This window comes from Tepidibacillus fermentans (genome assembly GCF_004342885.1).
GTDB classification, from domain to species: Bacteria; Bacillota; Bacilli; order Tepidibacillales; family Tepidibacillaceae; genus Tepidibacillus; species Tepidibacillus fermentans.
The window spans coordinates 214,130-228,479 of record NZ_SMAB01000002.1 but is presented as its reverse complement, the minus strand read 5'-3'; the positions used below and the strand labels follow the sequence as shown (position 1 = coordinate 228,479).

12 protein-coding genes and 2 pseudogenes are annotated in these 14,350 nt (G+C 35.1%); 1 reads left to right on the top strand and 13 read right to left on the bottom strand.

Going from position 1 to position 14,350, the window contains the following annotated elements; genetic code table 11:
• Positions 1-27 precede the first annotated feature (27 nt).
• The 10 genes and pseudogenes from EDD72_RS02530 to EDD72_RS02485 all read right to left on the bottom strand — a co-directional run bounded on the left by EDD72_RS02530 (position 28) and on the right by EDD72_RS02485 (position 8,363).
• Positions 28-1,299 carry a GntP family permease gene (locus EDD72_RS02530; RefSeq protein ID WP_132767085.1) on the bottom strand — a complete coding sequence of 424 codons (1,272 nt, stop codon included), beginning with the start codon at positions 1,297-1,299 and terminating at the stop codon, positions 28-30.
• Between the two features lie 162 nt (positions 1,300-1,461).
• Positions 1,462-2,622: a sugar diacid recognition domain-containing protein gene (locus EDD72_RS02525; RefSeq protein WP_132767057.1), complete on the bottom strand. Its 1,161-nt coding sequence runs from the start codon at positions 2,620-2,622 to the stop codon at positions 1,462-1,464.
• A 283-nt stretch (positions 2,623-2,905) separates the two neighbouring features.
• Positions 2,906-3,817 carry a fumarylacetoacetate hydrolase family protein gene (locus tag EDD72_RS02520; protein ID WP_132767056.1) on the bottom strand — a complete coding sequence of 304 codons (912 nt, stop codon included), beginning with the start codon at positions 3,815-3,817 and terminating at the stop codon, positions 2,906-2,908.
• Positions 3,818-3,872: 55 nt separating this feature from the next.
• Complete coding sequence (gene pcp, locus EDD72_RS02515) at positions 3,873-4,481, bottom strand: pyroglutamyl-peptidase I (RefSeq protein WP_132767055.1); 609 nt, start codon at positions 4,479-4,481, stop codon at positions 3,873-3,875.
• 92 nt (positions 4,482-4,573) lie between these two features.
• A complete protein-coding gene (locus EDD72_RS02510) occupies positions 4,574-6,196 on the bottom strand; it encodes a peptide ABC transporter substrate-binding protein (protein WP_132767054.1) in 1,623 nt (540 codons plus the stop codon).
• A 31-nt stretch (positions 6,197-6,227) separates the two neighbouring features.
• Positions 6,228-7,076, bottom strand: coding sequence for a M55 family metallopeptidase (locus EDD72_RS02505; RefSeq protein WP_132767053.1), 849 nt, complete (start codon positions 7,074-7,076; stop codon positions 6,228-6,230).
• A 23-nt stretch (positions 7,077-7,099) separates the two neighbouring features.
• On the bottom strand, positions 7,100-7,219 hold the full coding sequence (locus EDD72_RS02500; protein ID WP_132767052.1) for a hypothetical protein: 120 nt from the start codon (positions 7,217-7,219) through the stop codon (positions 7,100-7,102).
• Positions 7,220-7,347: 128 nt separating this feature from the next.
• Positions 7,348-7,605, bottom strand: a pseudogene (locus EDD72_RS02495) (hypothetical protein).
• Positions 7,606-7,648: 43 nt separating this feature from the next.
• Positions 7,649-7,798, bottom strand: a complete 150-nt coding sequence (locus tag EDD72_RS12675; protein WP_207893619.1) for a hypothetical protein — start codon at positions 7,796-7,798, stop codon at positions 7,649-7,651.
• A 112-nt stretch (positions 7,799-7,910) separates the two neighbouring features.
• Positions 7,911-8,363: an Lrp/AsnC family transcriptional regulator gene (locus tag EDD72_RS02485; protein ID WP_132767050.1), complete on the bottom strand. Its 453-nt coding sequence runs from the start codon at positions 8,361-8,363 to the stop codon at positions 7,911-7,913.
• An 829-nt stretch (positions 8,364-9,192) separates the two neighbouring features.
• On the opposite strand from EDD72_RS02485, the pseudogene EDD72_RS13000 reads away from it, so the two are divergent.
• Positions 9,193-9,632 (top strand): annotated as a pseudogene (locus EDD72_RS13000) (MFS transporter).
• 143 nt (positions 9,633-9,775) lie between these two features.
• Here the strand turns inward: EDD72_RS13000 and EDD72_RS02475 are convergent.
• From EDD72_RS02475 to EDD72_RS02465, 3 genes are all read right to left on the bottom strand, one after another.
• Positions 9,776-10,099, bottom strand: coding sequence for a zinc dependent phospholipase C family protein (locus tag EDD72_RS02475; protein WP_132767049.1), 324 nt, complete (start codon positions 10,097-10,099; stop codon positions 9,776-9,778).
• The gene (locus EDD72_RS02470) at positions 10,092-11,309 is read right to left on the bottom strand and encodes an MDR family MFS transporter (protein WP_132767048.1); all 1,218 of its coding nucleotides are present in this window, start codon (positions 11,307-11,309) and stop codon (positions 10,092-10,094) included. The genes EDD72_RS02475 and EDD72_RS02470 overlap by 8 nt, the downstream gene beginning before the upstream one ends.
• 272 nt (positions 11,310-11,581) lie before the next feature.
• Positions 11,582-14,344 carry an ATP-binding protein gene (locus tag EDD72_RS02465; RefSeq protein WP_165894941.1) on the bottom strand — a complete coding sequence of 921 codons (2,763 nt, stop codon included), beginning with the start codon at positions 14,342-14,344 and terminating at the stop codon, positions 11,582-11,584.
• Between the last annotated feature and the right edge of the window lie 6 nt (positions 14,345-14,350).

Below are 14,350 nucleotides of genomic sequence, written 5' to 3'. Positions count from 1 at the left end.
CGTACCACTCCCATCTATTTGACACCATTATAACAAGCGAAAAACACCAAAGATTAAAGTAGAAATAATTGTCATCGTTAAACCAATCAAAGATTCATAAGGAATCAATTTAAGACGTTCTTTAATTTGCATATTGACACTACCACCTGTTGCATGGAAGAAACTACCATGTGGTAAATGGTCTAATACAGTTGCCCCTACATGAATCATTGCAGCACTTGCTAATGCTGAGATACCTAATTGTAAAATGGTTGGACCAAAGACTTGGCTTGCAACTGCAGTACCAGCAGTGGTCGATGCTGTAGCACCAGACATTAAAATACCAGCTATTGGTGCAAGTAGGTACGCAGGTAATCCTGATGCATTTAATGCATCAATGATTAAGCCTTTTAACCCAGAATTGGAAATGATACCTGCTAATGTACCAGTTCCTAATAGCATGATCGCAACACCAGACATTTTCCCAAGACCTGATACGGCATAATCGTTAATCTTTTTAATTCGTCCCATTGCAAGTGCCCCTACAAGTCCACCAACAGGTAATGCAATCATGGGATCGATATTGATCTTAAATAGAGGGCGTAATGCAAGTAACAAAATAGTTATAATAGGGGCAGTGATTGAAGTTAGGAATCCTGGTAAATTCCCTTCAGCATGATTTTGCACTTCGCTAATTTCTACTTGTGATCCCCTTTGAATTAATCGTTTTGCCACAAAATAGGTAAGAATTACGCCGACAATAGCTGGAATCAGTCCTGCAGCCATAAGAGAAGTTAAAGGTAAGTGAAACGCATCTGAGGCTGCAATGGCATTTGGATTTGGAGAAATTATATTCCCTGCTTTACCTCCACCGATCATGGCTAATAAGATCGCTAGTTTAGAGATATTTGCTCTCTTTGCAATCGCTAGTGCAATTGGTGAAACGGTAATAACAGCTACATCAATAAATACCCCTACTGCAGTTAAAATCATTGTGGCAATCGCTAAAGCGAGTAAAGCCCTTGTTTCCCCTAGTTTTTTAACAATCGTTTCAGCAATCGTTGAAGCTGCACCCGATTCTATTAAAACTCCTGCTAATACACCAGCTGCTAGAATTCTTAATACAGCTGGAATAATACCCTTGGCACCATCCATCATCAATGAAACGGTATCAACCAAACTAGCTCCACCAATAATTCCACCCACCAAAGCTCCAGCAATCATTCCATATGCTGGTGGAACTTTACGTAAAATAAGAATGATCGCAATCACTAATGCAATAATAGCTCCTAAAGCTGTAACTTGTACTTGAGCAGCCATTTCATATCCTCCTTTTTTTGTATGAACAAACAATTTTTTCAGATTCATGATAGATTATTTTATACTTCCATAGTAAGCGTTTTCCTGGAAATAAACATCATTCATTAAAACAAAAATAGTCCAAAAATTGAGGTAAAGTTTTTGGGCTTTTGCACAAAAAAATTAATTATTTCTCAGAGTATGTATAAGCATTGATGTGTATAATTCAATCAATTCATTTAGCTTTTTTGGATCTTTTCCCGTAATTTCTTTCATTTTATCTAATCGATAATGTAATGTATTTCGATGAATGAACAGTCGTTCCGCGGTTTTATTAATCTCACCGTTTTCTTCAATAAACACCTTTAGAGTTTGTTGTAACTCTCCTTTTTTATCCCTGTATACGATCTTTTTAAAATGTTCTAACAAAGGATGATTATTCATGGCAGAAATTTGTTGGATTAAAATAGGAAAACCCATCTCATTATACCAGTAGATATCTTGATCTGGATAAAGGGTTAATCCTACTTTTAATGTCTTTTTCGCCTCATCATAAGATTGGGCCAATTCTTTAAAATCTTGATAATATGTACCAATTCCTATTTTTATTTTTACTTTGGCGGAATGGTATAATCGAGATTTCCAAACATTTAATTGTTGAAATAAATGATCCTTATCCGTCTCTAAACCTTTTAAACGAATTTTTTTTAGAAGAATAATTTCTGTAGTGTAAGCTAAAGTTAGCAAGTCTTCAGGCTCAATTAATGATTTTAAAATGGATACAACTTTTTTTCTTTTTTTACTCAATGCTTCTTCCGTTAAGGAATTGGATCTTAGTTCAAGAATAACTACTATTCTAGGGACATCGAGATCAATACCTAATGTTTTCGCTCTTTCTTTAAACCATGGGTCGGAGGTATTTTCCCCTGTAATCAACTGATGCAATATTTCTTCTTTTAAACGCTCATCCCATTGAATTTGCTCCATTAAAAACGCTTGATCCAAAATCATTTCTGCCGCCATTTTAATCAGCAAACCAAATCCCCTAACTTTCTCTGGCTTACCAGTAATCCCCACAACACCAACAATTTCATTTTTAAAATAAATAGGAAGATTGACACCAGGTTTTGCTCCTTTTAGAAACTGTGCCTCTTCTTCATCGATCTCAACGATATCTCCTCTTTCAATAACCGCAACTGCTCCGGCATGTACTTGGTTGATACGACTTGAATCTCCAGAACCAATAATAATTCCTTTTTCATTCATCACATTGATATTTCGGTTAATGATTCCCATCGTTCTTTCAACAATCTTTTGTGCAAGTTCTCGCGTTAACAATTTCAATCTGCATCTCTCCGTAGTAGTTGAAGCTTTTTAAAATATAATGATTCACTGATATTATACAATAATCATAGGATTAGAAATTTTTCAATTTAACCATAATATAATTATGTAATTAAAATAGGTTTGTATATTCCAACACTTATGGAATATACAAACCTAATAAGCTTGGCTTGTATGTTCTATAAGCTGATTCTTTAGAGCGAGCTTTCCTACTGACCGTTTATTCAGGGAAAGCCTTAAGGTTAGGAGCAGCGTTAGAATATACAAGGCCCGATAAAGAAGCTTAATCTACAATTCTATTTTTTAATACCCCGATTCCTTCAATCTTAACTTCAATCACATCTCCAGCTTTTAGATATTTCGGCGGATTCATCCCATGACCTACTCCTGAGGGTGTTCCAGTAGATATGATATCTCCTGGTTCTAGCGTCATTCCTTGTGACAATACAGAAATCAAAGTTGGAATATCAAAAATAAAGTCCTTCGTATTTCCATTTTGTCTAACTTCCCCATTCACTTTCGTTGTAATTTGAAGATGATGTGGATCAGGAATTAAGGATTTATGTACGATACTTGGTCCTATCGGGCAAGTTGTATCAAGACTTTTGCCCAAAAAGTACTGTTTGTGTCGTTGCTGTATATCACGAGCCGTAATATCATTGACAATCGTATAACCAAATACGTAGTCCATCGCTTCTTCTTTTGGGATCGATACTCCTCTTTTCCCAATAACGACTGCTAATTCCCCTTCATAATCTAATTTCTGAGTGATAGAGTGATGACTATATACGTTTGCTAAATGTCCAGTAACCGCCGTTGGTGCTTTTGTAAATACCATTGGATATTCTGGAATATCCTCAGCTTTACCAATTTCTAAAGCATGAGCAACATAGTTTTTTCCTATGCAAAAAATATTCTTTCTTGGTTTTGGAATTGGTGAAAGTAATTGGATTTCATTACTATCAAGAGAATAGGTCCATTCTCTATTGTCTTTTTTGCTAACCCATTCATAAATTTCTATGCATCTCTTTAGGAAATTCTCCCCTAATTCAATACCTTCTATCATGGTATTAGGGATAAGATTTTGTCCAGACATAGCTATTTCAGCTGTTTTTAAGTCTAGAATCTCTTGATCGTGATGAATAAGAAGTCCTATTTTTTCTTCCTCTTGTCGTCTAAACGTAACAAATTTCATTTTTATAATTCCCCCCATTTATTAAAACTTGATTTTCTTTTACTATACCATGAGTTTATTCTTCGTCCAACACACGTATAATCGTCTCAATTGCTTGTACCAATTGGGTATGCGACCAACTTGGTAAGGATCGATTTTTAATGGCTAATTCATGAGAGGCTGGGATATGAATAAATCCAGCGCGAACGGATAAACCTTCCTTAGCAATTTTGTGTAACATACTGTACATCACATGATTACATAAATAGGTACCTGCTGTATTTGATATTTCACTTGGTAAACCTACTTCTTGCAAAGCTTGAACCATTTTACGTATAGGCAATGTCGAAAAATATGCTGCTGGCCCATCTTGAACAATCTCTTCATCTGTTAAAACGTTCCCTTGATTATCGACTGGACCATCATTACAATTTATAGCAACTCGTTCAGGAGTTACCCGATTTCTTCCAGCTGCTAATCCTAGAGAAATAACAACGTCTGGTTTTACTTGATCAAATACGTTAAACAGTTCGTCAGCAGCTTTTTTGTAATCAACAGGTAGAATATGTCCAAATATTTGGTAATGTCCGACGGTTTTCCCATTTAACTCTTTTACGATTTTTTCGGTAGGATTGATTGGATATTCTAGAAAAGGCTCAAAGCCAGTTAATAGTAATTTTTTCATGTTTCTCTCCTCCATCCACTTTAAGGTTTCTTTCCATATAAAAAGATGAAAGACCTACTCAAGAAAGAGTAGATCTATCATTTTTAAAACCATTATTCTGCTATTTTTTTCGCCCATCGAACGTTTGGATAGCGATTATATGGGTAAACAATACCTTCAAACTTTTTAGAAGTTAGATAGTTTTGAGAATAAAAGTAAATTGGCATGAATGGTAGATCTTGCATAAGGACGTCTTCTGCTTGATGTAAATATTCCATCCGTTTCGTTTGATCAGCTTCTACTTTGCCTTTATGCAATAACTCGTCATATTTTGGATTCACCCATAAGGTTCTGTTATTAGGACTATCCCCTAAGAAATAATCAAGAATAACAGCAGGATCTAAGAAGATACCGACCCAACCCATACGAGCCATTTGGAAATCTGAACTGTTAGTTCTAGCCAAATAAGATTTCCATTCTTGATTTTCAAGGTTCACATTGATACCCAGATTTTTGGATAACATATTTTGAATACTTTCAGCGACTTTCTTGTGATTCTCAGAAGTATTATAGATGAGTGTTACTTCTGGGAACTTCGTCCATCCTTCTTCTTGCATTGCTTCTTTAATTAATTGTTTTGCTTTTTCAATGTCTTGTTTGAAATATGCTTCTTTTTGTTTACGGAAATCCTCACCTGATGGAGTTTTCACTCCTTCTGGTACGAAAGCATATGCTGGAATTTGACCAGTTTGGGTAACCTGATTAGTAATCGCTTCACGATCAATGGCTAAATTAAAAGCTTGACGAACCTTTGGATTGTTAAATGGTTCTTTGTTTACATTAAACATATACATATAAGTACCAAAGTATGGAGTTATCTTAAATTCTGGGTTTGATCTTTCTTGTGCAACTGCATCTGAAGGGATATCTGTAATGAGATCAATTTGTCCACCTTTATACATTTGATAATAAGTGGTAGCCTCGTTAATCATAACCCATGTAATTTTCTCCATCGTAATTTCATCTTTGTTATAGTATTGATCATTCTTTTCAACGACTACTTTAGAATCATGTTCCCAACTGGTTAGCTTGTAGGCTCCATTACTTACTAATGTATTTTCTTCTGCAGCCCAGTTTTTATTTGATTCAACTAAAGATTTTTTGACAGGGAAATACACCCAGAATGTTAATAATTTATCAAAATAGCCCACTGGTTCTTCTAAATTTACAACAAGAGTATGATCGTCAGTTGCTTTTACACCGACTTGATCGGCAGAACCTTTTCCTTTATTGTAAGCTTCTGCCCCTTTAAGATAATACAAATAAAAAGCAAATTCACTTGCTGTTTCTGGATTTAAAACACGCTTCCAAGCATATTCAAAATCTTGAGCGGTTACTGGAGTACCATCAGACCATTTCGCATCATCACGAATAGTAAAAGTATAAGTTTTGCCATCATCAGAAACCTTAACATCCTTAACAAGACCTTTTACAACATCTCCATTTTTATTCGTAGTATATAGCCCTTCAAATAGATTTTCAATAACCCAACCGGAAGTAGTATCTGTTGCTAGTGCTGGGTCTAAGGTTGGTGGTTCACTCATTAAATTTAACGTAATTTCTTGTTTAATTTCGCTTTTTCCTGAGCTAGAGGTCGTTTGAGTTGATCCACAAGCGGATAAAACAGGAACCATCAATAATACTAAAACCATTAGTGTTAATAAACTTTTTTTCATTTCTTTTTTCCCCCTTGTATATGTATTTGATCTATGCATTGGCATGTCCTAAAACACCATTTGTTGCGGACATCCCAATAATGACTAACCCCCACATCATTTTATAAGCCGTTATGTAATCATTACAGGTAAAACGAATCCTTTTAGGTCCAATCAATTCTACTGATGGAATCGTCGTTGTCATTAACGCTTGGTTACTTCCTTTAAACTCAATTTCAAAAGTAATTGGTCCTTCTATATGATATGGTTTGATCTGCTTTGCTTTTTTTACAGCAAGTTCTGCTTTTGTTCGGATTAATTCATGTGCTTGTTGTAAAGGTAGTAATTCTGCAGCAAAACGATCAATCCCACGCTTAACAACTACAGTTTCCACATCAGGCAACGTGGACTTAATCTCTGAAGTAACCACATCATCTCCTGTTACTAGTAAAACAGGTACACCAAAAAAGCCCGCTACTCCTGCATTTAATTCACTTTCCCCAACCACTTTACCATTAATTTTCATCTCATTAACAGCAATCCCAGCTAAGGTATGACTAATCACTGAACGTTCTGATCCACCTTCTCTCCCATGGTAGCCAACAAAGAACACTCCATCAAAACTATCATCAATTCCTTCCATTTGACACATGACCCGATTATTACCTGATATTAAACGAGCCCTAGGATCTAATTCCTCAATCAGAATGTTTGACATATTCCCATGTCCATCAGCAACAACAACTTCAGTCGCTCCTCCTCGAAATGCTCCTTCAATCGCCGCATTGACATCCTGGGTCATCAGTTTGCGAAAACGATTATACTCATCATTTTTTTTCAATTGCATGTTTGTCGCTACACCTGAAATTCCTTCCATGTCCACTGAAATATAGATTTTCATTCTCCTACTCCCTTTCCTAAAATTCAATTTATGTATCTATCTGCTTCAAGATTTGCGGAAGTAACTTTTGCCCCTCTTAAACCCACTTCTTCTTGAATAGAAAAGATAATGACCAACTCTCCTGCTAAGTAAAAATCTTGCAATTATTCCAAAATCTTTATAACCAAAGCTACTCCCGCTCTGTCATCAAATCCTTTACCAAGTAATTTGCCAGTATGATCATCTCCAAGGTATTCAAGTTATGTCGCCCAAGTAATAGGGTCTCCTACTTTTACTCCCATTTTTTTGCTTCTTCTTTGGCAGTAGCCCCAATATCGATATACAATTGTTGATAGGAACGTACTTTTTTTGCATCTTCAAATTTCACATAATGAGCAGAAATCGTTCCAATCACCCCTCTTAACAGTCTCTTTTCCGTACGAATGGTTACTTTTTGTGCTAAGATACGATCGTCATGCTCTCCTAGTTTTTAAAAGCGAATTAAACCGTTTGACTCAATCTTTTTGACAATGAAACCAACCTCATCCATGTGGGCAGTTAAGATTACTTAAGGCCCAAGTCTTGTACTTTTTTTAGGCAATCACATTTCCTAGCTTGTCCATTTCGACTGAATCTGTCAGCTTTGCTATATATTCTTTCACATGATAGCTTATGGGTTGTTCAAACCCGCTTGGTCTATGTAACTGGGTTAACTCTTTTAAAAGCTTATATATCCAAATCACTCCCTTTTAAATAAACTTCAAGAGATACCATTAGACTCACATGATTTGAAAATTCATATGATAGATAATTGAAAGCTTTATAGTGTTAAAGTAATGAGTAAAAAAATATTTCCTATAAAAACTCAAAAGAATTCTTATACACTTCAAACTGAACAATGACATTGGTACGGGTAACCCCTTCGATTTGATTTAATTTTTTCAAAGTTTCTGTCAATTCATCATAGGTATGTACATGTACTTGGATCAACAATTGATAATCGCCAGAAGTTAAGGAAATGTAGCGAATTTCCTTAAAATTACGTAACCGATTCACTATATTTTCCAGGGTGTTAGCTTGAATACCTAATTGAATAATTGCGCTTGTTTTCACTCCTATTGAGATCGGATTAACGATCCCCACTACTTCAAGGATTTGATTTTCGACTAAATTTTTATATCTAGCTCTCACCGTTTTTTCTGTGACGTTTAATTGACTTGCAATCTCTGTAAATGCCATTCTACCATCTTTGGATAAAAGTTTAATGATTTCCTTATCTAACTCATCTATTATTTGTACATTATCCATATAACTTCTCCATTTCGTTACTAAAATAGTATTTTAGTTATCTGATTAGTTATAACTTTTATTTTTTTATTACTAAATTCACTATTCATTTCTTATTTTAGTATCGAAAAACGTAAATATTTGAATGTTATTATAATTTATAATAATTGTTTAAACAATATTTTTTTTCGAAAAAAATAATTAGATAGAATTTATTGATTTTTTAATAATTTGTAAACGTTACCAATCAAATATAAAATATTAAAAGCATCGGATGAATCACTGTATGAAATGAAAAATGTAAAAAATTAATTAAAGAATATTTGTTTTATCACTAATGGGGTTACCCATGATATGATGTAGATAAAACGATAGGGGAGGAGTGTATATATGAATAAAAAAGCGATTTGGGGTTGGACGATGTATGATTGGGCGGATTCTGCTTTCGCTACCACGATTATGGCGGTCGTTTAACCGATCTACTATACTGATGTTGCAGGAGCAAATCTACCCATTACGACTGCTACCGCCTATTGGGGTTACACTTCTTCAATTGACATGTTCATCATTGCTGTTCTTGCACCGATTTTAGGAGCAATAGCGGATTACTCCCGTTCAAAAAAAAATTTTTACGTTTCTTTGATTATATGGAGGCAATTGCAACTGGTCTATTATTTTTTACTGGAAAAGGCGATTATCTTCTCGTCTCTTTTCTCTTTATTTTCGGTATGATTGGTTTTTCAGGAGGAAATGTTTTTTATGATGCTTTTTTGTCGGAAATTATCCCCCTTGATTGAAATTCCTTCTTGCCTTTTGGCTCTATAATGATGGAATCAGTACGATTATAAAAATGGCCACGATCTATGGTCATGAAACCGGAATAGATACAACAGATCTCATTGTTGCACTTCTCATTACCCAGTTTGTAGGCATTCCCTTTTCTCTATTATTTGGAACATTAGCGAACAAGATTGGATCAAAAAGGGCATATACCTCTCGTTATGGACTTATGTCATCATTGTGGTCTTTGGCTATTTTATGCAATCTACCGTTCATTTTTATATGCTTGCGACAGCCGTTGATTTTGTTCAAGGGGGAAGTCAAGCGATCAGTCGTACGATCTTTGGAAGTATGGTTCCTGTGAAACGGACAGCAGAATTCTTTGGTTTCTACGGAATCTCGAGTAAATTTTCGGATATATTAGGTCCGTTTGTTTTTGGGTTGGTTGGTCAATATGCAAACCCACTATCTTTGAACCTGACTTGTATGTTCTATATACTGCGACTTTAGCGAGCGAGTTTTCCTACGATCTGTTTATTCAAGGAAAACCGCAAGATATCAGAGCAGCATTAGAACATACAAGCCTACATCAGCTTTGTATATTCTAACACGCCCGTTGTTTATATATTTGCCCCCAAAATCATAAAATTGGGTCAAACGATAAAAATATACGGGTTCCGATCTAGGATATGGTGACTAATAAAGCCATATACATAGGCTTTCAAGATAGGATTAGGATTTTCTTTTAGATAATCAATCGTGTGAAGTAAAAACTTACCACAATGTTCCTTATGAATTTGAGTCCCTATTTCGATAACCGATCGATCCTTCTTCTTCCAAGGCCATAAATAATAGTAGAAGAAGTGATCAGGTCCTTGTGTACCAAGTTGAAATTCTTTTTGCTGTGAAGAAAAATATATCCCTGATTGTGCCGCTACCCTTTCCCAAAATAGGAGATGCGTCCAATCATTAGGCATAAGATTTTTTTCCTTTCCTTTTTAATCCACGATCATAATTCATAAAGGCCAAACCTGAAATCACAAAAAGCCCCATCATTATCCACAACAAGTTGGGTATAGATGTATGGTCATAGAGCCAACCGCCAATTAAAAAGCCCAACATTCTTCCCCCAGCACCAGCACTACTTACTACTCCCTGATAAAACCCAGCCTTATTTTCTGGAGCTAGATCAGCAGCGGCAGCAGGAACAGCAGGCCAAACTAACATTTCTGCAAGGGTCATCGTGATCATGGCAAATACAAAACCGATATAAAGGGAATTATGTAACATAATCGCAAATGATAGAATAAAGATGACGATTCCAGCCATCATTTGTTTTTTGATTGTAGTTAAGAATTTTTTCGTGATCAATGAAAAAAGTGGTTGCCCTAGAACGATTAAGGCGCCATTAATCGTCCATAACAACGTGTACTTTGATAAAGGAATTCCTAAATTAGAAATATATTTGGATAAACTAGTTTGCCATTGTACATAGGGCATCCATGCGATCACAAAGGCGGTGGCCAAGATCATTAATGATACAAAAGCTCTCGAAGCTTCTTTTGACTCCCTACCCTCTTCTTGATCGGATATCTCAACTCCAGAAAAAACCACAGCCTGTTGCCATTGTTCTTTGCGAAAACCAAAGATTACCAATAAAAGAAATATTAAAAAGGTGATGGAATTGACGATAAAAATCCAAGTGAATGATATCTGGGCTACAACCCCACCTAATGTTGATCCAATTGCCACACCCAAATTCTGCGCCACATAAATTAAATTAAAAGCCTTTGGCCCTCCTTCCGGCCATACCGAACCAGCCATCGCATACATCGAGGGAAAAACAAGTCCGTTGCTAAATCCAAGAAGGAGCATAAGTAAAACATAAAGAAGCCATTGATGAAAGAAAGCCAATGATAAAACAGTGATAGCGGAAAAGATGATTCCAATCACTATGGTCTTTTTTCCACCCCATTTATCAAATAACCATCCACCTGCCAAATTCCCTAAAATACCAGATCCTTGTTGGAGCATAAGGACAAAGCCTGCGATTGACATCGATTTATGCAATACTCCTGTAATATAAATCGTATTCAATGGCCATAAGAATGAATTACCTGTTACGTTGATTGTCATTCCAATCGCCAAAATCCAAAGACCTATGGGGTATAGAGATTTTTTTTTCATTGATTCTCCTCTTTTCTAGTTGACCGAAATTGACGAATTTCCATTGTCATTGAATCAAACATTTTTATCTTCGTGATACTTTACTGGGTCGTCCTAAACCTATAGAACATATACTATAGTAGAGGTGATGAGGATGGAATGGATGAAAACAATCGATTGGCGCCTTCTTGGTTTCTTATCCGGTTCAGCTGTTCTTGATTATTATTTTTATAAACATCTCACTTGGCGGATTGCCATTTGTTTACCAAAAGAATAAATGATTGAATTCAACATTATATGCGAATGGTATAAATATTTCCGATCATTTCTTTCATTTTAGAAACAAGATAAGTATGACATGTAAAAATTAAAACTTGGTGGTTTTTTGATAGCTCCGTTATTGCTTTTAGTGTATGTTGTAATCGTTGCTGATCAAAATTGACAAAAATATCATCAAAGATTAAGGGTAGCTCTACTTTCTTTGTAAATTCTTCGATTAAAGCAAATCTCATCGCAATAAAAAGTTGCTCTACTGTTCCCCGACTTAAGTATTGCGGTTCAAATATTCGACCATCCATTCGTAATACCTTTATGGTTGCCTCATCTAACGGAGCGAATACTCTTTTATATTGATTTCCTGTCATTAAACGAAAGTATTCTGAAGCTTTTCGGATCACTTCAGGTTGTTTCTCTGTTTCGTAAATTTTCATTGTTTGTTGAAGAAGATACTTGGCAATCGAGATTGTTGCCCAATTTTTTACATTTTCATGTAAACGGGATTGTAAAACAAAATATTCGTGTTGCAGAACGGATAAACTCCTATCTTCTTCCATTTCCTTTAGTTGATTCTGTAATTCTCCTTTAGCTTCCAAAAGATTTTTTAGTTGACTTTGTAATTGGTTTTGTCGTTCTTTTCGTTGATCGATCATGTGTATCATTTCATTTTCTTCAAATTGTTCTAATTTCTGTATGATTTGTTGATATTCTTCATCCGTGGTGCAACCATTTCGAATCGAAAAAAAATATTGTTTATATTGTAAACGTAATTGTTGGTAAGTCGCATAGTCTTTTGCACGATAGTAAAATTCTTCTTTACTTGTTACCCGTGCATAATTGAACAATTGGCTTATTTTCTCTTGTTCAATATGATTTCGATCTTCCAATCGTTTCATTTCCCCGATTACGTCATTGATTTGCAGATTTAATTGATCAAGTTTTGACCGGTTCTCCTGATCTTGTTGATAAGATTGAATCCATTGATACACCTTTTCTTCTATTCTATTAGGATCAGTAAGTCCATCCGCATGTAGTGAGATTACTCGAGCTTCAAAATCTTGGATTTCTTGTTGAAGTGCCTGGATTTCTTCATTTAGAAGATCCTGAGCCTTATATAACTCTTTTGTTTTTTGAATGAACGAAATCGTATCAAAGATTATGATCGGGGATATATCTGGCCGCAGACGATGTTGTTGTAACCATTTTTGCAAGAGGTCTTTTTGCTGACGATACTCTTCCTTTATTTTTTCTTTCGTTTGTCGTAATTCAACGATTTCCTTTTCCAACCGTGAGATTTCGTTTTTTACTTGAACTACTTGTTGATCAGATAACTGATTAAGATGCGTGAATAAATGATGGTATTGTTTTGTCGTTAGAAAAGATAATAATATAAATATGCCTGCTGTCCACCATTGTTTATAATAGATAAAAACAAAACTACTGATCAGTCCGATCAATGGAATAAAATATCGTAACCAAGAAGTGATCATCAGTTTCGTTCTTTGATCCTTTTTACTGAGATTATCGATTTCTAAGAGATTTAACTTGTTCGACTCGTACCTCTGTTTTAATTCGTTAAATTTGAGATCAAGTGTGAGAAGGTCTTTTTCTTTTAAATCTAAATGGTGGATAATGGTTTGAAGCGTTTGTTTATCTGCAATCGAATACTCAAACATGCGTATGGCCTCTTCCGAATAAAAATGCCCTAACATCTTTCGACTTTCATTTATTTCTTCATTTCGATGTTTCAAATCATTTTGAAGTTGAAAGAATCTGCTTTTATTTTGCTGATAGTAGGGTAAATGATCACGAAGATATTCAATTTGCCGTCTCACTTGTTCCGTTAATAGCTGAGACTGAATCGTTGTTACTTGTTTAGTTAAATCCATTTTTTTGATTTCAAGTTGTTTTTTTTCAACCTCAATTTCATTAACTTTAGATTCAATCATTTCAAGTCGCTCAATCCCATTCTCAGGGAAGATAGGTTCATCTGAGTACTTGCTCAGTTTCCATTTTATTTCTTTTAAATCTCGATAAGTACGATAGTAATGTGCAGCTTTCTCATATTCCTTTAGTTCTTGTTTGATGTTGTCCATTTTCCGATCAATTTCATCAATGTTACGATTCAATTGCTCAATTTTCAACAAAATTTCTTTATGTTGTAGGTGTTTTCTCTTTAGTAAATTCATTCTATTCGAGATATCGTCCATCTCTGTAAACAATGAATTAATAATGGGGTTTTTCCCTCCCATTTTAAATAGTTCTTGTTCTTTTTTTGTTAATTCCTGGTTCATTTGAAGAATTTGCTTTGCTACACCAGTACCTGCATGATACAAAAAACTATTGATTTGTTGATCTTGTAGGGAATCAAGGTGTTGAATCTCATTTAAACCAAAAGAAAAAATCTGACGGTAAACTTTTTCATTGATCTGATGAAGTAAAATCGGTAAATACTCTTCACCGACAATGTCTCCATTTGGTAAATAAATTCGAACATCGCCAGAAATCTTATGATGATAGACTCGCTCGATTCGATAGGATTGCCCTTCCTGATCAATCATTTGTATTGCTCCACCAAATTTTCCTCCGTTTAATGGTTCATAACGCAAATGAGGGTTCCTTCTACTTTCAAAACCAAATAGGACCGCTTGAATAAATGCTTTCATTGTACTCTTACCAGCTTCATTAAAACCTTCGATGAGATTTAAACCTGGTTGCAACCTGAACGTTCTCTCTACTAATTTGCCAAAACCATAAATTTCTAAAGATTCAATCCACAATAATAA